The sequence below is a fragment of the Vulgatibacter sp. genome (assembly GCF_041687135.1).
Taxonomy (GTDB): domain Bacteria; phylum Myxococcota; class Myxococcia; order Myxococcales; family Vulgatibacteraceae; genus JAWLCN01.
Genome location: NZ_JAWLCN010000001.1, coordinates 372,714 through 394,076, shown reverse-complemented (window position 1 = coordinate 394,076; position 21,363 = coordinate 372,714). Strand labels below are relative to the sequence as shown.

The window sequence follows — 21,363 nt, the reverse complement described above, 5'->3', positions numbered from 1 at the left end:
TTCAGGAGTCGCGGTCGCTCTGCAGGAGGAGCGGCAGCCTGTCGTCGTAGTGGGGCCGCACCGGCGGCTCCGGCGTCGCCCGGATCCGCGCGAAGAGCGCGTCGGCCTCCGCACCGATCGCGTCGATGCATTCGGCGTAGGTGCCCTCCGCCCGCTCCTCGATCTCGTTGTGGGGTCCGAGGATGGCGCGGATCTCGGCGACGATCGCATCGGTCGGCGTGGGGACGAGGAGCGCGGTGAGCCGCGCATGATCGGCGCGCAGCCGCGCAAAGTCCGCGACCGGCACCCCGCGCGCCTTGCGGGCCGCGGCGAAGAGGAGCTTCTCCTCGATCCCGATGTGGCGGAGGAGCCCGCGGCGGAAGGCGGCGAAGGGCTCGGGCTCGATCCAACCCGGCTCCCGCGTCGCCTCGTCGAGCAGCGTCTCGAGCCGGTCGTGGTCCGCTTCCAGGTAGTCGAAGATCGGGTGCATGGCGTCTCCTTGCCTCGTGGTTCTACACGTGGCGTGCCGCGACGATTTCGCCCCGCGGCGGAACGAAGCGCCCCGCCCCGGAACGCCAGTCAGAAGTAGCCCCAGCGCCGGCGGAGCACCCACTCGCCGCTCAGGCAGCAGGCCAGCGCGGCCAGCGCCCACCAGCGATCCCAGATGGGCCGATCCTTCGCCCTGCCGACCTCGACCACCTCCGGATCGCTCAGGCCCAGCGGCGGCAGGCTGCCGCTCGCCGCCTCGACGTGGCCACCGCCGGTCACGTCGGAGATGGCGCGGAGCAGATCGGGCCGCGGCCTTGCGTCGGAGCGCTCCGCCGAGGCGGCGCGCACCGCCACCGCATCCTCGCCGCTGCCGAGCGCCGCGCCGGCGAGGCTCGCGTCGGCCTTCACCTTGAACGCGCCGGGCCCCGGCGCCTCGAGCTCGGCGCGGGCCATGCCGTCGGGACCGGTGGCGAGGCGCTGCGCGCCGACCACCCTGCCCGTCTCCGCGTCGACCAGCTGCACCTGCACCTCGGCGCCGTCGGCGGGGCCGTAGTCGGTGCGGCGGGCGGTGATGGTGGCGGCGACGGGCTGCCCCGGCTCCACCGTGTCCTGCACCACCTGCACCCGCACCGGCGTCAGCTCCGGATCCCGCACCAGCCAGCGAATCGCATTGGACCAGATCCGCTCGTAGGTCCGCGACGAGCCACCGCTCTGGCCCGCCGCCACCAGCGACCAATACCAGGAGGCGTCGGTGGTGAGCGCCATCGCCCTGCCGCGGCCGTACTCCCGCACCGCGAGCACCGGCGCGTTGACGCCGCCGACGGTGAGGTGCGGGTGATCGAGGAGGACCTGCGCGCCGTCCTTCGGCCTGGTGACGTTGACGCCGGGCAGCTGCGGCAGCGAGGCCCACGTCTGCTGGTTCGCCTCCGGTGACGCGGCCAGCTGGGTGATCGGATGGCGCAGCCCGTCCTCGGTGAGCCGGGGCAGGAAGAGCTGCTCGTTGGGCGCGCTCCCCGCCGGATCCACCGGGATCATCTCCGCCAGCGGGCTCGACTGGTAGCCGCCCTCGCCGAAGGAGTTCTCGCCGCCGACCATCACGAAGGCGCCGCCCTCCTCCACGTATTTGCGGATGTTGGGGAGGTAGCCCTCCATCCGATAGGGCCGGTAGGCGAAGTTCTGGAAGACCACGAGGTCGAAGGATTTGAGCTGCTTGTCGAAGATCTCCTCCACCGGGAAGGGGATGAGCGACAGCTCGTGCTCCTGCGCCCGCGGGTTGTCCTGCGGCGTGCGGAGGATGAAGAAGCTGATGAGATCGACGTTGGGATCGGTCTTGAGCAGCATCCGCAGGTAGCGCTCGTCCCACGAGGGCCGGCCCACCACCAGCAGCGTGCGCACGCGATCGCGGATCACCTTGAGCACGAAGGAGCGGCTGTTGTTGGAGCGGATCGCCTCGCCCTCGTAGACCGGCGCCGCCACGGTGAAGACGAACTCGCCGATCTGGTCGGGGGTGAAGCGGAAGCGCACCGGATGCTCGCGCTTGCCGGGCTCGATCCGCACCGTCTGCTGCGCCACCACCTGCCCCTCGCGGCGCAGGGTGACGGGCACGTCGATCGCCTGCATCTCGCTGGCGGTGAGCGTCGCCTGCACCTCGACGGTGTTGCGCACGAAGGCGAAGTCCTCGACCTTCACCGTCTCGACGGCGAGGTCCTGCAGCGAGCCGCCGCCCACCGCCACGGTGGAGACGGGGATCTGCAGCTTCTCCAGCTTCTCGCGGGCGGCGCCGGCGATCCCGCCCTGGAGATCGACGTTGTCGCCGCCGTCGGAGAGGACGAGGGCGCCGACCAATTTGCGCCCCGCCGCGTTGCCGCCACCGGCTGCGGTCTCGAGGGCCCCGAGCAGATCGGTCTTCTCGCCCTTCGGCTCCGGCGCCTGCTGGAGCACGCCGAGATCCGCCGGCGAGAGGTCGCCGTCGAAGCGGTGGAATTCGAGGGTGTAGCGCTCGGCCAGCTCCGCCAGCTCCGGCGCCACCTGCTGCAGGTAGCTCCCGGCGACGGCGGCGCGGGTGGGACCTGCGGCGTCCGCCGGGAAGGCCATCGAGGCGGAGCCGTCCACGAGGACGGCGAGGCGGTTCTTCACCCGCGACGTCTGCAGCAGCCGGATCCCCGGCTCCAGCACCACGAAGAGCGCCGCCGCCATCGAGAGGGTGCGCAGGGTGACGAGGCCGCGGCGCCGCCAGGGCCGGTTCTCGCGGCGCAGCCCCCACCACGCCAGCGCCACGCCGGCGAGGGCGGCGAGCCCGAGGAGCACCAGGGCCCAGGCAGGCCAGGGCGAGAGCGAGACGAGGCGCCAGTCGTTGTAGATCTCGTCGACCACCTAGCGGCGCCTCTTCATGATGAAGGGGATGTGCACCTGGTCTTCCTTGTAGTCGGTGCACATGGCGTACATCACCGTGTTCACGCCGAGGCGGAAGGCGAGCTCGCGCTGGGTCTCGCCGCCGGGGCTCACCTCGTACTCCCACGAGCCGAGCTCGTCGCGGCTCCACGCGCCGCCGAGATCATTCTCGGTTACCACCACCGCGAGCCGTCCGTTGTGGACGAAGCCGCTCTGCCACGGCCGCTGCAGGGTCCTGCCGGCGGGATGATCGACCAGGTAGAAGCTCTTGTAGAGGACGTGCTCCGGCGGGATCCGCCCCGCCTGCTGGCCCGGGAGGATCTCGGCGAAGAGCGCCTCGCAGGAGCGGGCGAAGGCGCCGCCGCCATCGGAGCCGTCGCAGAGGACGAAGCCGCCGTAGGTGACGTAGCGGCGCAGGTTGTCCAGGGCGGTCTGCCCGAGGTTGGGCAGGGCCGCATCACCGGCCAGGTAGAGGAAGGGGTGGCGGAAGAGCTCCGGCGCGTGGAGGTCGAGGGGCTTTTCCTGCGGCGAGGTGACGATCGAGGTGCGGGTCCCGATCTCGAAGGCGAGGCGGCGCAGCGCGTTCCGCCTCGGCGCCCAATTGCCCTCGTAGCGCCCCTGGGCGAAGACGAGGCGCGAGCTCTCGCCGAACGCGAGGGCGCGGGAAGGCAGGGAAAAGAGGGTCGAGGCGGCCAGGAGGCCTGTGAGGAAGTTGCGCCTGTCCATGAGCGGGATTGGGTCGGCTACGCCGCCCGCCCCCGAACCACGGGGAGGGCCGCAGGATTCCCACCGGGGGTCCTCGACTCCAGCGAAGGTTGAACGAGCTCTTTCGTCCCCCGGTTCCGCACGGCCCCGGTGGAGGAGATAGGTGGGTGCAGCGTAGCCCTCGCGCCAGCGATCTGCCACCCCGGCGGGCAGGTGGGCCTGCCGCTTGCCCCTGCCACTTGCGCCCCGTAGAGTCCGGCCCGATGGCCAATCCGGAGAAGCAGAGGGGCGCCGAGACGCCCGCAGCCCGCATGCGCCTGCGCTACGCCGCCGGTGATTTCCAGGGAGCCCGTGCCGAGGCATGGACGGTGCTCCACGACGAGACGGCGCCGGCGAGCGACCGCGCCGCGGCGCAGCGGCTGCGCGAGCAGACCGAGGTCGACAAGCGGGCGTGGGCGATCGCCCTCTTCGCCCTGGCGATCGCGGCGACGGTGGTGATCTTCTTCTTGCTCTAACGGCCGGGGAGTGAACGTGGGCGAGCTGATCCGGCGCGCGTGGGAACTCGATCCTGCCGTGCTCTTCGACGCGGGACGAAGCCTGCCGGCCTGGCTCGGCTGGATCGTCGCGATCGTCGGCCTCTGCCTCGCCGCCTTCGGCGCCCACCACGTGCTCCTGCGCGCCACCGCCTCCGCCCTCTCTGCAGCGGTGGGCTGGGTCGCCGCCGATGCGGTGATCGATCCTGCCAACTTCGGCCTCTCCGCCGATCTCCTCGGCTGGGCAGCTGCCCTCGCCCTGGGGATCCTCGGCGGCGTCTGGCCGGTGGCAGCGGGCTTCGCGATCTGCGGCCTCGCCGGCGGCCTCGTCTTCTCGCGCTGGGTCCCCTTCGAGGATCCCTTCCTCCGGGCGGTCCCCGGGGCGGTGGCCTGCGGCGTGCTCGGGGCGGTCCTCGTCCGGGCGATGGCTGCGCTCGCCTCCGCCTTCGTGGGCGCGGCCCTCCTCGCCACCGGCCTCTGCAGCATCCTGCTCCACGGCGGCCACGCCGAATGGCTGGAGCCGCATCCGGTGGTGAGCCTGCTGCCCTTCTCCCTCGTCTTCGTGAGCGGCGCCGCCTTCCAGCTCACCAGGCCGCCGGCGCAGCGGAAGGAGCCGCGCAGGGAGCGGCCCGCCCCGGCGGAAGGGGAGGCCCGGCTCTCCGGCGGAGGGGCGGCGTGAGGTTCCTCTTCGCTGCTGCCGTGCTCAGCCTTGCGCCGATGGCCCTGGCGAGTGAAGCAGCACCGAAACCGGCACCGGCACCGAAGCCGGCGAAGCGGCCCGACGTCGCCGACCTGGTCGACGTGCAGCGGCTCATCCCCGATCTCGTCCTCGACCTGCGCTACGCCACCGAGCGCAATTTCATCGGCAAGCAGGTCTACCCGCAGAGCGCGCGCTGCTACCTGCGCCGCCCGGTCGCCGAGCGTCTCGCCCGGGTCGCCGACCGCCTCCGCAAGGAGGACGGCACCCGGCTGCGCGTCTTCGATTGCTACCGGCCGCTCTCGGTGCAGCACCAGATGTGGGCCGTCTTTCCGAAGCCGGGCTACGTGGCCAATCCGAAACATGGCAGCGTGCACAACCGCGGGGCGGCGATCGATCTCACCCTCGCAGCGCCGGGTGGCGATGCGCTGCCGATGCCCACCGACTTCGACACATTCGACCGGCGGGCGTGGCAGAACTACCGGGGCGGGGCGCCGGAGGTGATCCACAACCGGGACCGGCTCCGCGCGGCGATGCGGGCCGAGGGCTTCCGCACCATCCGCAAGGAGTGGTGGCATTACGAGGCGCCGGATCGAAAGCTCTACCCGGTGCTCGACGTGCCCTTCGAAGACCTGCAGACGAAGGAGTGAGGGCCGTGAGCCGCTCCCTGGCGTTGGCGCTTTCGATCGCTTGCGGCGCCGCATCGGTGCCCGCCCCTGCTGCGGCGGCGGACGAGCTCCGCTACGAGGTCTGGCCCAGCGTCGCGATCACTACCGGCATCGGGCTGGTGATGGCGGGCGAGCTCGCCGCCCGCGGCGCCCTCGCGCCGGAATCGTGCAGTTGGTGTGAGCCCGGCGGCTTCGACCGCAGCATCACCGAGGCGCTGGCGTGGGAGCGGCACGAGTGGGCGACCACGTTTTCGGACGTGGGCCTCCTCCTCCTGCCGGCGAGCGCGATCGTGCTCGGCTTCGCGGAGGACGGCGCGGAGGACGGAGCGATCGACGCCCTCGTCTTCGGCGAGGCCTTCGCCGTCAACTTCCTCGTCACCGAGGCGCTGAAATTCTCGGTGGGGCGGCAGCGGCCGATGGTGCTCTACCTCGGCGAGGATCACCCCAAGGTCTCCGAGCACGAGAAGGATTGGTACGTCTCCTTCCCGAGCGGCCACGCCTCCGCTGCGTTCACCAGCGTGGCGGCGATGGCGACGATCACCGATCTGCGTGGGCGCGACCCGACCGCGATCTGGCTGATCGGCATTCCGGCTGCGACCGCCGTCGCCTATTTCCGCGTCGCCGGCTACCACCACTGGACCACCGACGTGCTCGCCGGCGCTGCGCTGGGCACGGTGGTGGGTCTCGCCGTGCCGCGGCTGCTCCACGGCCCCGGCGGCCTCACGCCCCGTGACGAGGAGGAGGAGAGCGGCGCCGGCGTGCGGCCGGTCCAGGTCTTCCAGCTCGGCGGCAGCTTCTGATAGACGGGCGCGATGGCCCCCATCCGATCGGTCTGCGTCTTCCTCGGCTCCTCGAGCGCACCGCCCCCGCCCTTCCACGAGCTCGCTCGCGTCGTCGGCGCGGGGATCGCCCGGGCAGGCCTCACCCTGGTCTACGGCGGCGCCTCGGTGGGGCTGATGGGTGAGCTCGCCGACGCGGCGCTGGCTGCAGGCGGCGCCGTGATCGGCGTGATCCCGCGCCACCTCGTCGATCACGAGATCGCGCATCCGGGCTTGAGCGAGCAGGTGATCGTCGGCTCGATGCACGAGCGCAAGGCGGTGATGGCGGCGCGCAGCGACGCAATCGCGGTGCTGCCCGGTGGTTTCGGGACGCTGGACGAGGCCTTCGAGGCGATCACCTGGCGGCAGCTCGGGCTCCACGACAAGCCGGTGATCTTCGTCGATCCGCCGGGCGTCGCCTATTGGGAGCCGCTCCACCGCTGGGTGGAGGCGGCGGCTGCCAACGGTCTGGTGCGGCGGGAACACACGGCGCTTTTCGAGCGGGTCGAGGGCGCCGACGCCCTCTTCGAGCGGCTGGCGCGGGACGAGGCCCACCCCCGTCCCCCGCCGAAGTGGATCTGAGAGCGCCGCTCAGTCGCTCTCGCAGTCGCCGTTCACGCAGATGCGGCCCGCCTCGCAGTCGGCGGTGGTGACGCACTCGATCTCGTCACAGAAGCCGTCCTCGGGATCGCACATCGAGCCGGCGCCACAGTCGGCGTCGGTGGTGCAGGGCACGCCGCACTCGCCCTCGTCGCAGCGCAGGCCCGCGGGGCAGTCCGTGTCGGTGACGCAGGCGATCTCGTCGTCGGCACAGATGCCGTCCACGCAGAGGTGGCCCGCTTCGCAGTCGGCGTCGGTGGTGCAGCTTCCGGTGCCGTCGTCGGTGCAGACGCCATTCGTGCAGGCGTGGCCTGCCTCGCAATCGGAATCGGAGGTACACGGCCCATCGGTGCAGGCGCCGCCCACGCAGACGTGGCCCGGCTCGCAGTCCGCGTCGGTGGTGCACGGCCCCTCGCCCCCGTCCTCGACGCAGACGCCGGCGAGGCAATCCCAGCCGTCGGGGCACTGGTCGTCGCTGGTGCAGCCTGCGGCGGTGCAGCTGCCGGCGACGCATTCCTGGCCTGCCGAGCAGTCGGTGTCGGTGGTGCAGCTCGCGGCGGAGCAGGCGCCGTTCACGCAGAGGCCGCCGGGGCAGTCGGCGTCGCTCGTGCAACCGGGGTCCGCGGCACAGACGCCGGCGGTGCAGGTCTCGCCGACGCCGCAGTCGGCGTCGCTCCCGCAGCCGCTGCCGACCACCGCCTGGCAGGCGCCCGAGACGCAGCTCTCGCCGCTGGCGCATTCGGAATCGGCGTTGCAGGCGGCGCGCTCCTCGAGGACGCTGTCGCCGCAGCCAGCTGCAGCGAGCAGCGCTGCCGCTGCCAGCACGGCGATCGTCGACGCAAAGCGAAGGATCCTGCGCTCCATGATTGCCCCCTCCTCGAGCTCGTGGATGCAGCGAGGCTAGCAAAGGGGGCCGGGGGCGGCAGGCCGCCCGGCGGGAAAGCGTATTCGCCGAGTATGCGCGGCGTGGCATGCTCGCGCCGCAGGGAGGCGAAAGTGGATTGGTTCGGCGCCACGGCGCTCTTCGGCGGCGGCCTTCTCGCCGGCACGATCAACGCGATGGCCGGCGGCGGCTCGCTGCTCACCCTGCCGCTGCTCGTCTTCCTCGGCCTGCCCGCCACCGAGGCCAACGCCTCGAACCGCGTCGCCGTCCTCGCCAACAGCGTCACCTCCGCCGCCGGCTACCACCAGTCGGGCCACCTGCCCTGGCGCACGGTGCGGCTCCTTCTCGTCCCCAGCCTCGTCGGCTCGCTGGTCGGCGCGTGGGTGGCGACCCTGATCTCCGACGACGCCTTCCGCCCGGTGATCGCGGTGGTCCTCCTCGCCATGGCCGCGCTCCTCGTCTTCCGCCCCTCGGCCCTCGATCCGCGGGGCGGCGGCGAGCCGCTGCCTCCTCTTGCGGAGGTGCTCCTCTTCCTCGGCATCGGCTTCTACGGCGGCTTCATCCAGGCGGGGATCGGCTTCTTCATCCTCGCCGCCACCGTGCGCGGCGCTGGCCTCGATCTCATCCGCGCCAACGGCGTGAAGGTCGCCCTCACCCTCGCCCTCACCCTGGTGGCCCTCGGCGTCTTCATCGCCGCGGGCCAGGTCCGCTGGGCGCCGGCCTTGGTCCTCGCCGCGGGCAACGGCATCGGCGGCTATTTCGGGGCGCGGCTGGCGGTGGCAAGGGGCGCCGGCTGGGTCCGCTGGGTGGTGGTGGTGATGGTGGTCGCCTCGGCGCTGGAGCTCCTCGGGATCTACCGGGCGATCGGCCGCCTCCTCGGCCTCTGAAGCGGGATGGAATGCCCCGGATTCCGGGCGGTTGGAGACTGTCCGGAGGTCCTGGCGCAGGTCAACGGTTCTGGATGTCGGACCGTTGTGCTATCCGCTTCGTCCCATGTCCGACTTCGTCCACCTGCACCTGCACACCCTCTATTCGCTCCTCGATGGTGCGATCCGCATGAAGGATCTCATCAAGACGGTGGGCGAGAAGAAGATGTCGACCGTAGCGGTCACCGACCACGGCAACATGTTCGGCGCGGTGGACTTCTACAAGAAGGCGAAGGCCGCGGGCATCAAGCCCATCCTCGGCTGCGAGGCCTACGTCGCCGGCCCCCGGGGCAGGCAGGACCGCACCGAGCGCGTCTCCCACCACCTGGTGCTGCTCGCCGAGAACGACGAGGGCTGGAAGAACCTCCGCTACCTCGTCTCCATGGGCTACACCCAGGGGCACTACTACCACCCGCGCCTCGACAAGGAGCTGCTCCGCAAGCACTCCAAGGGGATCTTCGCCCTCACCGCCTGCCTCGGCGGCGAGATCCCGGGGCTCGCGCGCCGCGGCGACATGGACGGCGCCCGCAAGGCGGCGCAGGAGTACAAGGAGATTTTCGAGCCGGGGCACTTCTTCCTCGAGATCCAGTGCAACGGGCTTCCCGAGCAGGAGAAGGCGAACGCCGAGCTCAAGCAGCTCTCCCGCGACCTCGACATCCCGCTCGCCGCCACCGCCGACGCGCACTACGTGAAGCGCGAGGACGCCAAGGCGCACGAACTCCTGATGTGCATCGCGCAGGGCAAGCTCTACGACGATCCGAAGCGCATGCGCCACGACACCGAGGAGCTCTACATCAAGAGCCCCGACGAGATGATGGCGCATTTCTCGGACGTGCCCGAGGCGGTCTACAACACCGCGCGCATCGGCGAGATGTGCAACGTGGAGCTCGAGCTCGGGAAGATCTTCCTGCCGAAGTTCCAGGTCCCCGACAACCACGACGACAACAGCTGGCTCGCCCACCTGGCGCGCACCGGTCTCGACCAGCGCTTCAAGGAGATCGAGAAGAAGTACCCGGTCGATCGTGACGCCTACCGGCAGCGCCTCGAAATGGAGATCGCCGTCATCCAGAAGATGGGCTTCTCCGGCTACTTCCTCATCGTCCAGGACTTCATCAACTGGGCGAAGATGCACGGCATCCCGGTGGGGCCGGGACGTGGTTCGGGCGCAGGCTCGATCGTGGCCTACACCCTGCGGATCACCGATCTCGACCCCATCCCCTACGCCCTGCTCTTCGAGCGCTTCCTCAATCCGGAACGCGTCTCGATGCCCGACTTCGACGTCGACTTCTGCCAGAACCGCCGCGGCGAGGTGATCGACTACGTCACCCAGAAATACGGCGAGAACAACGTCGGCCAGATCATCACCTTCGGCCAGCTCTCGGCGAAGAGCGCCTTGAAGGACGTGGGCCGCGTGCTGGGCCTGTCGTTCGGCGAGTGCAACGAGCTCACCAAGAACATCCCCAACCTGATCGACGGCAAGCCGCCCACCATCGAGAAGGCGATCGAGCTCGATCCGAAGCTGCAGGAGAAGATCGACGCGGACGAGCGGGTGGCGGAGGTCTTCCGGATCGCCAAGGCGCTGCAGGGCCTGAACCGCCAGGCGGGCATGCACGCAGCCGGCGTGGTGATCGGCGACAAGCCGCTCTGGGAGTACGTCCCGCTCTACCAGCCCTCCGGCGAGAAGTTCCTCGTCACCCAATTCGCCAAGGACGAGGTCGAGGAGGCGGGCCTCGTCAAATTCGACTTCCTCGGCCTGAAGACGCTCACGGTGATTCGCGACGCGATCGACATGATCAACGCGAACAACCCGGAGAAGCCGAAGCTCGTCGAGGAGGAGATCCCCCTCGACGATCCGGCGACGTACCAGATGATCGCGAAGGGAGACACGCAGGGCGTCTTCCAGCTCGAGTCGTCCGGCTTCACCGAGCTCCTCAAGAAACTCAAGCCCGACCGCTTCGAAGACATCGTCGCCGCCGTGGCCCTCTACCGCCCGGGCCCGCTGCAGTCGGGCATGGTCGACGACTTCATCGAGCGCAAGCACGGCCGCCAGGCCGTGACCTATCCCCACCCCGACCTGGAGCCGATCCTCAAGCCGACCTACGGCGTGATCGTCTACCAGGAGCAGGTGATGCAGATCTCGCAGGTCCTGGGCGGCTACAGCCTGGGCCGCGCCGACCTCCTCCGCCGCGCCATGGGCAAGAAGAAGGCGGAGGTGATGGCGAAGGAGCGGGTCGGCTTCATGGAGGGCGCCAAGACCACCGGCGTCGATCCGAAGCTCGCCGGCGAGATCTTCGACCTGATGGAGAAGTTCGCCGCCTACGGCTTCAACAAATGCGTGGTCGGCTCCACCGAGGTGGTGGACGCGCGCAGCGGCGCGCGGGTGCAGGTGAAGGAGCTCTTCGAGCGCCACGGCACCGAGAAGAGCTTCGACTTCCAGACCCTCTCCCTCCACGAGGAGAGCGGCAGGATCGTCCCCCGGGCCATCACCGACGTGATGGAGAACGGGGTGAAGCCCGTCTTCGCCCTGACCACCGCCCTCGGCAAGCAGGTGGTGGCTACCGGTAACCATCCCTTCCTCACCAGGAAGGGATGGAAGTGCCTCGAGGAGCTCGCGGTCGGCGAGGAGATCGCCACGCCCCGGGTGCTGCCCCTGGCCCGCGGGGCGAGCTGGCCGCGGCACCAGCTGGTGGCGCTGGCGGCGCTGCTCACCGGCAGCGCGAGCCACGAGGGCTGCACCGCGCGCCTCAAGCTCGGCTCGCCGGAGCTGGCTGCGGACTTCGCCCAGGTGGTGCGGCAATTCCCGCTCACCGAGGGCACGGTGCAGGGCGCCGAGGTGAAGGTCGCGCCGCCGCAGCCCTTCGCCGGCGCTGCCGGCGGGGCGATGGCCTGGCAGCAGCAGGAGAGCTGCTGCTTCGCCAACTGGGCGGAGGCCCACGGCCTCTTCGATCCGGCGCAGCGGCTGCCCCGCGAGGTCTTCACCCTCCGCGACACCGATCTCGAGCTGCTCCTCGGGCGGATCTGGTCCGCCGCGGGAACCCTCTCCTCCACCCCGAGCCTCAAGGTCTCCACCGAGGCCTCCGCCCGCGACGTGCAGCACCTGCTCCTGCGGCTGGGGATCGTGGCGCAGATCCGGGCCAACAACAGCGGCTGGTCGGTCCGCGTCGGCTCCGGGCTCGCGCTGGAGCGCTTCCACCACCGGATTGCCCCGCACCTCGTGGGCCGGGACGGCGAGCGCAAGGCGCTCCTCGAGGCGATCCTCTCCCGGAGCAGGAGCGGCGAGGAGCAGAGCGACGTCGTCTGGGACGAGGTGGTCTCGATCGAGCCCCGCGGCGAGGAGATGACCTACGACCTCACCGTCGACGAGACGCACAACTTCGTCGCCGACGGGATCGTCGTCCACAACAGCCACTCGGCGGCCTACGCGCTGGTGACCATGCAGACCGCATGGCTCAAATGCCACTACCCCGCGGAGTTCATGGCGGCGCTCCTCACCTCGGACGCCGACAAGACCGAGAAGCTGGTGGCCCACATCGCCGACGCCCGCGACCGCGGCCTCGAGGTGCTGCCGCCGGACGTGAACGAGTCGGGCAAGAGCTTCCACGGCGTGCCGGGGAAGATCCGCTTCGGCCTGGGGGGCGTGAAGGGCGTCGGCACCAACGCCATCGAGGCGATCCTCGAGGCGCGCAACCGCGAGGAGGAGAGCTTCACTGGCCTCTACGAGTTCTGCGAGCGCGTCGATCTGCGCCGGGTGAACCGCAAGGTGATCGAGTGCCTGGTGCGCTGCGGCGCCTTCGACTTCGCCGGGATCCCGCGGTGGAAGCTCTTCGCGGCGATCGAGAAGGCGCTGGAGCGCGGGCAGTCGGCGCAGCGCGACCGGGCGATCGGCCAGTCGTCGCTCTTCGGTCTGCTCGGCGGTCCCGAGGCCTCCGCCGCGAAGGAGAAGGGGCCGGGCAAGGACGGCGAGTATCCCGACGTCGATCCCTGGACCGACAAGGAGAAGCTCACCGGCGAGCGCGAGACGATCGGCTTCTACATCACCGGCCATCCGCTCGACCCCTACGCCGACGAGATCAAGCGCTACACCTCGCACACCACCGCGCAGGTGATCGCCGGCGGCAAGAACGGCGAGCAGGTGCGCATCGTCGGCGTGACCAGTGCGCTCAGGGCGCGGCCCACCAAGACCGGCAAGCTGATGGGCTTCGCCACCATCGAGGATCTCACCGGCACCATCGAGTGCATCTGCTTCGCCGGCGGGCGCCGCGGCAGGCCCGGCGACGGGCGGCCCGAGCGCACCGGCGGCTTCGAGCAGTGGCAGTCGCTGCTGGAGACCGACGCGCCGCTGCTCATCACCGGCACCGTGCAGATGAATACCCGCGACGAGGAGAACCCCACCGCGGAGATCATCGTCGACGACATCGTGCCGCTCGCCGAGATGCGCGCGCGGCGCGCGACGCGGCTGTCGATCACCGTGCCCGCGGAGCAGATCACCCCCGACAAGCTGAACCGGGTGAAGAACCTGCTCGGCCTCCACCCGGGCTCGCTCGGCGTGGAGATGCGGGTGCTGGTGCCGGGCAACTCGGTCACCCGCATCGCCCTGCGCGACTGCAAGGTGACGCCCACCGACGAGCTCCGCGAGCGGCTCAACCTGCTATTCGGCGGGTCGGTGGTCGGCGTCGACTGACCGTGTTCAAGCTGCCCTGGTACCTCGAGCCCTCAAGCCCCGGCCACCGGGGGCCCGTGGATGCTGCGGTAGACTCGGTACGAAGTGACGTGCCCCCGCAGACTCTACCTCTCGGGGCTTGAGCGTAACCCCACCGGGGGCTTCCGCACCCGCGAGAAACGGTGCGCACACTTCGCGCCACCGTGGTGGACCGGACGGACCCGCTGGACTTTGCGGCCGCCAAGCACGAGACCATCGAATGGACGATCCTGTCGCTCCATCCCTGAACAGCCTCTGTGTTCTCAAGGGGAACTTGCCATGAGAGCTGGAGCCCTGATCGCCATCGCGTTGTATGTCGTCGCATGCTCCGATCGGATGCCACCTCGCGCCCTCGGCAGTGGAGGTCTCGGAGGAGTGGCTGGAGCGGGTGGAATTGGCTCCGGCGGAGCGGCGAACGGAGGCGCGGGTGGTGCATCGGATAGCCTCGAGCATGTCTGTGCAGACCCTGCTTCGCCTTGCGAATGCACGATGGATTGTTGCATCGGTCCCGGGCTGGGTACTCCCAGGAGCAGATGGAACGCATACGAAGGCCGGGAGGAGTGCCAGGAGGGGAGGGTTGCATGGAACCGCTGTTCCGCGGACTCGTGCGAATGCGCCCTTGAAGAGATGCCAGGCGATTGCGTCCAGGATTGTTGCGCGGCGGATTTCGGGCGCAGGCCGGTTTGCGTCGGCGGCGCGTGGCAATGCTCGCCTGGCCTGACGTCGCTGGATGAGTGCCCGCCCATCGAGGAATGCGACTGCCGATCGATGCTGAGACTTCCGGGCGATCAGTGTGACGCAAGCGGCAAGATGATCTGTGTGGTGACGCCAGACATCGCTGCGGCCTTCTGCAATACCAACGTCTGCCAGACATGCGAGGGCTTCAGCGATCCGGGGGTCGAGGAATGCACCTGCAGCTGCACGGACGTCGGGGAAGTCTCCTGCCTACCCACCGACGCATAGCAGGCAGGCCCCGCCTCGGGCGGCCCTTCACCACGAATGCCCGTTCGAGGAACGTGGCGCGCTCGTGCTCTCGATCGGCCCCGAGGGCGACGACGACCCGCTGGTCCTCGACACGAGCCCGATCGACATCAGGCTCACCCCGGACGGCGCTGCGCTCGAGGGGCGCTTCTCCGGGCTCGTGATCGAGCACTACCTCAACGGCTCGCTTGCTGCCCAGCTGCGGGAGGGGCACTTCCGCATCCCTTACCCGGTCTTCACCTACTGACCTGCCGCCTGGCTACATCCCCCGGCAGGGGAGGCGCCCGCCCCTTCCACCTGGGGTAAAGTTCCGCGCGTACCCTCTTCGCTGTTTTCCCTTGCGACGGATCGGCGCTCCCCTGCCGAAGCGGCGACGGTCGGCCCTCCTACACCGTCCGGGGCGCAGGCATTGACCAGCATCAATACAGCCGCTGGCGCTAGATGGAATGGCTGCAGCTTCATCGCTTCCTCGTGCTCGTCCTTGGACGGGTTGGAGTGACCAACGGTGATAACCGGAGCGTGCGCTGCTTCGCCGTTTCCCCCGTTGCCGAGCATAGCAGGCAGGCCCCAGCTCGGGCGCCCCGCCCACTTTCAACGAGCCGACAGCCCGCCTCCCCATCGCTTTGAGGGCAAACGTTCCGGGGGATAGCCTCCCCCAAATTCACGAGCGCCGCCTGCGTGCCGTCCGGGAACGGCGTGCGCAATTTGGCCCGGCCGCTCGTCTCTACGGAGGCTCTACCTTGGGTCAGACGCGCTACCTCTGCATTCACGGCCACTTCTACCAGCCGCCCCGCGAGAACCCCTGGATCGAGGAGATCGAGGTCCAGGATTCCGCCGCGCCCTTCCACGACTGGAACGCCCGGATCACCGCCGAGTGCTACGGCCCCAACGCCGCGGCCCGCATCCTTACCGGCGATCGCCGCATCGTGCAGGTGGTCAACAACTACAAGTCGATCTCCTTCAACTTCGGCCCCACGCTCCTCTCCTGGATGCAGCGGGCCGAGCCGGGGATCTACCAGGCGATCCTGGAGGCGGACCGGGAGTCCCGCGCCGAGCGAGACGGCCACGGCAACGCCATCGCCCAGGCCTACAACCACATGATCCTCCCGCTGGCGAACCGGCGGGACAAGGTCACCCAGATCCGCTGGGGCCTCAGCGACTTCCTCCTCCGCTTCGGCCGCCGCTCGGAAGGGATGTGGCTCGCCGAGACCGCAGCCGACGTGGAGACCCTCGAGGTCCTCGCCCAGCACGGGGTTAAGTTCACCATCCTCTCGCCCTTCCAGGCGAAGGCGGTGCGCGCCATCGGCCACGACGGCTGGCAGAAGGTGGAGGGCGGCCACGTCGATCCGACGCGCCCCTATCTGGTGAAGCTGCCCAGCGGCGCCAGCATCGTCGCCTTCTTCTACGACGGCCCCATCGCCAAGGCCTTCGCCTTCGAGGGCGGCCTCGCCTCGCCGGAGGAGCTGCTGCGCCGGCTCGAGGGCGGCTTCCACACCGGCCGCGACCACGAGGAGCTGCTCAACGTCGCGGTGGACGGCGAAACCTTCGGCCACCACAAGAAGGGCGGCGACGAGGTCCTCGCCTCGGCGCTGGCGCAGGCGGAGAGCCGCGGCCTCGTCCTCACCAATTACGCGCAATACCTCGAGAAGCATCCGCCCGAGATGGAGGCGCAGATCGTCGAGCCCTCCAGCTGGAGCTGCGCCCACGGCGTGGAGCGCTGGCGGAGCGACTGCGGCTGCAACGCAGCGGGGCAGCCGGGCTGGAAGCAGCATTGGCGCCAGCCCCTGCGCCACGCCCTCGATCAGCTCCGCAACCAGCTCGCCGAGTTCTTCGAGCGCGAGGGGGCGCAGCTCTTCGCCGATCCGTGGGCGGCGCGCGATTCCTTCATCGAGGTGATGCTCGACAACAACGCCGAGCGGGTGGAGGCGTGGCTCGCCGATCGCGAGGCCCGGCCGGGTGCGCTCTCGTCCGAACAGGCGAAGGTGCAGGCGCTGCGGCTCCTCGAGATGCAGCGGCAGGCGATGTTGATGTACACCTCCTGCGGCTGGTTCTTCTCCGAGGTCTCCGGCCTCGAGACGGTGCAGGTGCTCAAATACGCCGCCCGCGCCATCCAGCTCGCCCGCGAGGCTGGCGGCCCCAACCTCGAGCCCGCCTTCCTCGAGGACCTGCGCAAGGCGCCCTCCAACATCCCCGACCTCCACGACGGCGCCACGGTCTACGAGCGCTACGTGCGGCCCTCGATCGCCACGCTCCCCGGCATCGTCGCCCACCACGCGATCGCGCGGCTCTTCGATCCCACGCCGCAGCACAAGGGGCGCGTCTTCCGCTACCGCTTCCAGCAGCTCGCCTGGCGGCGCGAGAGCGTCGGGCCCGCCACCCTCTCGGTCGGACGGGTGCGGCTCATCTCCGAGATCACCCACGAGAAGCTCGACGCCACCTTCGCGGTGCTCCACTTCGGCGGCAACGACTTCCGCTGCTCGGTGCGCCCCTTCACCGACGTGCAGACCTACGAGGAGCTGGAGCGGGAGCTCTTCCACAAATTCGCCCGCTTCTCGCTCTCCGACGTGGTGCGGGCGATGGACGCGCACTTCGTGGGGCAGGACTTCAGCCTCCGCGACCTCTTCGTCGACGAGCGCCGCGCGCTGGCCCGCAAGCTCCTGCGCGAGACCCTCTCCCGCTACGAGCGCGACTACGAGCGGATCTTCGAGGAGAACCGGCGCCTGATGCGCTTCCTCCTCGAGATCAACACGCCGATCCCGCCGGCGCTCCGCGCAGCGGCGGAGCTCACCCTCTCGATGGCGCTGCGCACGGTCCTCGAGGATCTGCGCGACAACGCCCTCTCCATCCCCAGCGCCCAGAACCAGCTCGGCGCGCTGATGGCGGAGGCGCGCATGCTCGGCGTGCGCCTCGACGTGGACGAGCCGCGGCGGATCATCGAGGGGCTGATCCTCGAGCACGTGCAGCGCCTCGCCGCCTCGCCCCGCCGCGAGGTGGCCCGCGAGATGATCGAGCTCATCGACCTCGGCGACACCCTCGGCATGGGCGTCGATCTCTGGGAGGTGCAGAACGCCTTCTGGGATCTCGTCACCGCCGGCGCCCCCGAGTTCGACCGCGACATCGCCCTCAAGCTCGGCGAGCGGCTCTGCTTCGACCGCCGCTCCCTCGAGTCGCGGCTCCGCGGCAGCCGCGGCACCACCCTGGTGGAGATGCGCGCGGCGGCGAGCTTCTAGCGATGGCGAGCCGGAGCTGGCTGGCGTTGGTGGTGGAGCTCTACCTGCCGCCGGATCCCGCCGGGACGGAGGTGGAGCGGGTGGCCCGCGACGCCTTCCGTCCCCTGCTCCGCCTCCTCGATCGCCACCGCGGCGCCGGCGTCACCGTGGCCCTGGATCCAGGCCTCGCCCGGATGCTGCTCCGGCACGGGCAGGCCGGGATCCTCCAGGAGCTCGCCGCCGGCGTGGAGCGGGGCCAGGTGGAGCTCGCCGGTGGCGCCCTCGGCCACGCGCTCCTGCCCCGCCTGCCCCGCAGCGAGATCGAGCGGCAGATCCGCCTCGGCCACGAGGCGATGGCGGAGCGGATGGGCAGGAGCTGGCGGCCACAGGGGCTGCTCCCGCCGGCGCTCGCCTGGAGCCGGCAGGTGGGCGAGGTGGTGGCCAACCGCGGGATGCGCTGGGTGATCGCCGACGAGCTCGCCCTGGGCCGGATCGGCCTCGCCCCGCGGCAGCGGGTGGCGGTGCTCCGCGGCAAGCCGGAGCTCCACCTCTACTTCCGCGACCGGGCGACCTCGCGCGCGGTAGCCAGCGGCGACGCTGCGCCGCTCGGCGACGAAGGCGGTGGCTACCGGGTGGCGGTGGTGCCGGGCGCCGCCTTCACCGCCGGAAGCGCCGCCTTCGCGCAGCTCGAGCGGCTGGTGCGGGGCCAGGGACCGATCCTCTCCACCCTCACCGCCCTCTCCTCGGCCTTCCCCGATCGCGAGCCCCACGAGCCGCTCCCGTCCAGCTGGCGCACCACGCCGGACGAGCTGGCGGCGGGGATCCCCTTTGCCGCCTGGAGCGCGCCGGACAACGAGCTCCAGGCGCTGCTCTGGCGCCTGGTGGGCCTCGGCCTCGCCGAGGCCGAGCGGCTGGCCAGGGTGGCGGGCGACGACCCCGCCTGCACGCGGATGCGGGCGCTCCTCGACGAGGGGCTCCACACCGCGCCCTTCCGCTTCGCCTCCGGCAGGCCATGGTGGGAGCCTGCGGAGGTGCGCGCAGCAGCGGCCCGCCTCGGCAAGGCCTTCGAGGGCAGCGTCGAGCTCGTCGACCCGGCGGTCCGTGCCGAAGCCCAGGCGATCCAGGGCCGGCTCGATGCGGCCCTCGAGGCGTGGGAGCGCCATCGGTCCGCCGACCGATTGCGCAGCGAGCCGCTCCCTTCCGGCCCCGCCATTCCCGAGCTCGCGGGCTGATCTTCTTCGGGGGCTGCCTCCCTTCCGGGGGAGACGCATCCTTGGTGGTGAAAGGGCCCGCCGTTGCGTTTGCGCCGATCTGGCCGCCGCGTTAGCTTGCGCGCGCAACGAGGGGAGACAACCGTGATCGGTATCCGTGAGATCGAGGAAGCGCGCGCCCGCATCGACGAGTACGTCGTCACCACACCCTGCGCCCGCTCGGAATGGTTCGGCCAGCTCACCGGCACGAAGACCTTCTTCAAGCTCGAGAACCTGCAGATGACCGGCTCCTTCAAGGAGCGCGGCGCGCTGAACAAGATCCTCACCCTCACGGCGGTGGAGCGCGAGCGCGGCGTGATCGCCGCCTCCGCCGGCAACCACGCGCAGGGCGTGGCCTTCCACGCAGGCCGCCTCGGCATCCCGGCGACGATCGTGATGCCGGACCGCACCCCGCTCATCAAGGTGGCGAATACCCGCTCCTTCGGCGCGAAGGTCGTCCTCTCCGGCGGCAACTTCGACGAGGCCTATGCGGAGGCCCGCCGGCTCCAGGAGCAGCACGGCTACACCTTTGTCCATCCCTTCGACGACGACATGGTGATCGCCGGCCAGGGGACCATCGGCCTCGAGCTCCTCGAGCAGAACCCCTACCTCGAGTGCGTGATCGTCCCCATCGGCGGCGGCGGCCTCATCTCCGGCATCGCCACCGCGATCAAGGAGGTCAACCCGCGGATCCGCGTGGTGGGCGTACAGACCGAGGCGCTCCCCTCGATGAAGGCGAGCGTCGAGGCCGGCGAGCCTGTGACCGTTCCCCCCGGCCGCACCATCGCCGACGGCATCGCGGTGAAGCGGCCTGGCGAGCACACGCTCGCCTACGTCCGCAAATACGTCGACGAGATCGTCACCGTCACCGAGGAGGAGATCGCCAACGCGATCCTGCTCCTGCTCGAGCGCGAAAAGACGGTGGCGGAGGGCGCTGGCGCCGCGGCGGTCGCCGCCTTGATCAACGGCCACGTCCCCGCTGCCCGCGGCAAGAAGACGGCGGTGATCGTCTCCGGCGGCAACATCGACGTGAACCTGATCGCCCGGGTGATCGAGAAGGGCCTGGTGAAGGACGGCCGCCTGGTGCGCCTCGCCATCCAGATCGAGGATCGCCCCGGCAACCTGGCGCGGCTCCTCGGGCTGGTCGCCGAGTACTCGGCGAACGTGATGGAGATCCACCACGACCGCGCCTTCGGCAAATCGGGCTTCGGCGACACCGAGGTGGAGCTCACCCTCGAGTGCCGTGGCCGCGAACACATCGAGGACCTCAAGGTGGGCCTCGAGCGCGGCGGCTACCGGGTCACCGAGGTCAGCTGATCCCGGGCTTCCGGAAAACAGGTCGGGGTGGCGCACCGCGACGGTGCACGGTACGCCACCCCTTCCTGCCGCTCCCCGCGACTGCAGAGCGCTTCGGACCTGCGGCTTTCGCAAGCGGGCAGGCCCACTCCCGGTGCACGCGCTCAGATGACTCGTCGCTCCCCGCATCTGCGGCGGAGCCCGCGCGGCAGCAGCTGCCGCGCAGTGAAACTCAGTAGAAGAAGATCCCCAGGTCGAGGAGGCCGCCGTAGTTCGGATCCTCGTCGAGGTCCTCGCTCACCGCCTCGACCACGGCGGTGAGGCCGAGGTGGAGCCGCGGATCGCCCCAGGGGAAGAAGACGACACCCGGCAGCAGCGTGAGCCGGTCCACGTCGTCGTCGGAGGCGGCGATCTCGCCTGCCGCCTCCACCCGCAGCTGCAGCGGCGGGAGCACCCGCCAGGCCACCATGCCGCCGTAGAGCGCAGCGGTGCCGTCGATCCGCTCGTTCACCGCGAGGAGCCCAGCGGGACGGGTGCCCTCGGTGATGCCGCCGCGGAGCTGGAGCCCGAGGCCGCCTGCGCCGAAGGCGTAGATCGCCTGCGCCCGGACGTTGGTGGTCTCCTCGCTCTTGTCGGTGGCGTCGATCGGGAAGGAGACGCCCGGCATGATCGCCAGCTGGCTGGTCTGCCCCAGTCCGATCGGGATGCGGAGGTCGACGTCGGCGTAGGTCGCGTCGGTGCGGTCGCCGCCGATCGACTCGAGGTAGGTCACGCCGAAGTGGAGGAGATAGAGCTCCGCCTCGAAACGCGAGATGAAGTTGGTCTCGCTGTCGACGTCGCCGACGACGTTGAGGAGCCTGGCGCCGACGTTGGGATAGACCTGCGGGTAGCTGAACGAGTTGCCGTAATCCCAGCCGTCGTAGAGGTGGTCGTTCGGCCACTCGGGCTTCGGCCGCTCCGGCAGGTCGCCGTCACGGAGCTCCGCGGGCTGCTTCGCTTCGACCGGCTCGACCCGGAGCTCGTGCTCGACGATGCCCCACTTCGGCTTCTCGGTCTCGAAGTCCGCCGGCTCGACCCGCGCCTCGCTGCCGCGGTCGCGGGTCCCGCGCGCGCGCTCGCGCTCGGGTTCGACCTCGACGACGCCCTCGGGCCGCGTGTCCGGCTCCTGTGCCGTCGCCGCCGCCGGGAGCAGCACCGCTGCCAGAATCGCAGCACCCCGGTACACCTTCGCCATCGCCG

General features: G+C 70.4%; 16 protein-coding genes and 1 pseudogene. 12 read left to right on the top strand and 5 right to left on the bottom strand.

The genetic code is table 11. The annotated features are described in order from the left end of the window. Position 1: 1 nt before the first annotated feature. The 3 genes from ACESMR_RS01830 to ACESMR_RS01820 form a co-directional block, all read right to left on the bottom strand. Entirely contained in the window at positions 2-469 is a 468-nt protein-coding gene (locus tag ACESMR_RS01830; protein ID WP_373044565.1) for a hemerythrin domain-containing protein, read from the bottom strand. 89 nt (positions 470-558) lie between these two features. After that, positions 559-2,841: a glutamine amidotransferase gene (locus ACESMR_RS01825; protein ID WP_373044563.1), complete on the bottom strand. Its 2,283-nt coding sequence runs from the start codon at positions 2,839-2,841 to the stop codon at positions 559-561. Next, positions 2,842-3,585 (bottom strand): DUF4159 domain-containing protein, encoded by a 744-nt coding sequence (locus ACESMR_RS01820; RefSeq protein ID WP_373044562.1) that lies wholly within the window; start codon positions 3,583-3,585, stop codon positions 2,842-2,844. Between the two features lie 242 nt (positions 3,586-3,827). Between ACESMR_RS01820 and ACESMR_RS01815 the strand changes: the two genes are divergently transcribed. The 5 genes from ACESMR_RS01815 to ACESMR_RS01795 are packed head-to-tail and all read left to right on the top strand — an operon-like array spanning position 3,828 to position 6,862. Continuing rightward, positions 3,828-4,079 carry a hypothetical protein gene (locus ACESMR_RS01815; RefSeq protein WP_373044561.1) on the top strand — a complete coding sequence of 84 codons (252 nt, stop codon included), beginning with the start codon at positions 3,828-3,830 and terminating at the stop codon, positions 4,077-4,079. A gap of 16 nt (positions 4,080-4,095) precedes the next feature. After that, positions 4,096-4,776 carry a hypothetical protein gene (locus ACESMR_RS01810; RefSeq protein ID WP_373044559.1) on the top strand — a complete coding sequence of 227 codons (681 nt, stop codon included), beginning with the start codon at positions 4,096-4,098 and terminating at the stop codon, positions 4,774-4,776. After that, positions 4,773-5,444 (top strand): M15 family metallopeptidase, encoded by a 672-nt coding sequence (locus tag ACESMR_RS01805; RefSeq protein ID WP_373044558.1) that lies wholly within the window; start codon positions 4,773-4,775, stop codon positions 5,442-5,444. The genes ACESMR_RS01810 and ACESMR_RS01805 overlap by 4 nt, the downstream gene beginning before the upstream one ends. A 5-nt stretch (positions 5,445-5,449) precedes the next feature. After that, positions 5,450-6,262, top strand: coding sequence for a phosphatase PAP2 family protein (locus tag ACESMR_RS01800; protein WP_373044556.1), 813 nt, complete (start codon positions 5,450-5,452; stop codon positions 6,260-6,262). Between the two features lie 12 nt (positions 6,263-6,274). Further along, complete coding sequence (locus ACESMR_RS01795) at positions 6,275-6,862, top strand: TIGR00730 family Rossman fold protein (protein ID WP_373044555.1); 588 nt, start codon at positions 6,275-6,277, stop codon at positions 6,860-6,862. A 9-nt stretch (positions 6,863-6,871) separates the two neighbouring features. Here the strand turns inward: ACESMR_RS01795 and ACESMR_RS01790 are convergent, their stop codons facing one another. Continuing rightward, positions 6,872-7,744: a hypothetical protein gene (locus ACESMR_RS01790; protein WP_373044554.1), complete on the bottom strand. Its 873-nt coding sequence runs from the start codon at positions 7,742-7,744 to the stop codon at positions 6,872-6,874. A gap of 132 nt (positions 7,745-7,876) precedes the next feature. Between ACESMR_RS01790 and ACESMR_RS01785 the strand changes: the two genes are divergently transcribed. From ACESMR_RS01785 to ACESMR_RS01760, 7 genes and pseudogenes are all read left to right on the top strand, one after another. Further along, positions 7,877-8,650 (top strand): sulfite exporter TauE/SafE family protein, encoded by a 774-nt coding sequence (locus tag ACESMR_RS01785; RefSeq protein WP_373044552.1) that lies wholly within the window; start codon positions 7,877-7,879, stop codon positions 8,648-8,650. An 11-nt stretch (positions 8,651-8,661) separates the two neighbouring features. After that, positions 8,662-11,021 (top strand): annotated as a pseudogene (gene dnaE, locus ACESMR_RS23835) (DNA polymerase III subunit alpha); the annotation flags it as partial. A 3-nt stretch (positions 11,022-11,024) separates the two neighbouring features. Beyond that, positions 11,025-13,370 (top strand): OB-fold nucleic acid binding domain-containing protein, encoded by a 2,346-nt coding sequence (locus ACESMR_RS23830; protein WP_411293364.1) that lies wholly within the window; start codon positions 11,025-11,027, stop codon positions 13,368-13,370. A 1,045-nt stretch (positions 13,371-14,415) separates the two neighbouring features. Next, complete coding sequence (locus tag ACESMR_RS01775; RefSeq protein WP_373044550.1) at positions 14,416-14,616, top strand: hypothetical protein; 201 nt, start codon at positions 14,416-14,418, stop codon at positions 14,614-14,616. Between the two features lie 493 nt (positions 14,617-15,109). Then, positions 15,110-17,599, top strand: coding sequence for a DUF3536 domain-containing protein (locus tag ACESMR_RS01770; RefSeq protein WP_373044548.1), 2,490 nt, complete (start codon positions 15,110-15,112; stop codon positions 17,597-17,599). A gap of 2 nt (positions 17,600-17,601) precedes the next feature. After that, positions 17,602-18,810, top strand: a complete 1,209-nt coding sequence (locus ACESMR_RS01765; protein ID WP_373044547.1) for a hypothetical protein — start codon at positions 17,602-17,604, stop codon at positions 18,808-18,810. Positions 18,811-18,933: 123 nt separating this feature from the next. After that, a complete protein-coding gene (locus ACESMR_RS01760) occupies positions 18,934-20,145 on the top strand; it encodes a threonine ammonia-lyase (protein WP_373044545.1) in 1,212 nt (403 codons plus the stop codon). 211 nt (positions 20,146-20,356) lie between these two features. On the opposite strand, the gene ACESMR_RS01755 is transcribed toward ACESMR_RS01760, so the two are convergent. Beyond that, positions 20,357-21,358: a hypothetical protein gene (locus ACESMR_RS01755; RefSeq protein ID WP_373044544.1), complete on the bottom strand. Its 1,002-nt coding sequence runs from the start codon at positions 21,356-21,358 to the stop codon at positions 20,357-20,359. Positions 21,359-21,363: the final 5 nt, after the last annotated feature.

What these genes read in the sequence shown, in the direction of transcription:
- ACESMR_RS01830 (WP_373044565.1), bottom strand. Translation starts at nt 469, where the DNA reads ATGCACCCGATCTTCGACTACCTGGAAGCGGACCACGACCGGCTCGAG.
- ACESMR_RS01820 (WP_373044562.1), bottom strand. Translation starts at nt 3,585, where the DNA reads ATGGACAGGCGCAACTTCCTCACAGGCCTCCTGGCCGCCTCGACCCTC.
- ACESMR_RS01815 (WP_373044561.1), top strand. Translation starts at nt 3,828, where the DNA reads ATGGCCAATCCGGAGAAGCAGAGGGGCGCCGAGACGCCCGCAGCCCGC.
- ACESMR_RS01795 (WP_373044555.1), top strand. Translation starts at nt 6,275, where the DNA reads ATGGCCCCCATCCGATCGGTCTGCGTCTTCCTCGGCTCCTCGAGCGCA.
- ACESMR_RS01790 (WP_373044554.1), bottom strand. Translation starts at nt 7,744, where the DNA reads ATGGAGCGCAGGATCCTTCGCTTTGCGTCGACGATCGCCGTGCTGGCA.
- ACESMR_RS01765 (WP_373044547.1), top strand. Translation starts at nt 17,602, where the DNA reads ATGGCGAGCCGGAGCTGGCTGGCGTTGGTGGTGGAGCTCTACCTGCCG.
- ACESMR_RS01755 (WP_373044544.1), bottom strand. Translation starts at nt 21,358, where the DNA reads ATGGCGAAGGTGTACCGGGGTGCTGCGATTCTGGCAGCGGTGCTGCTC.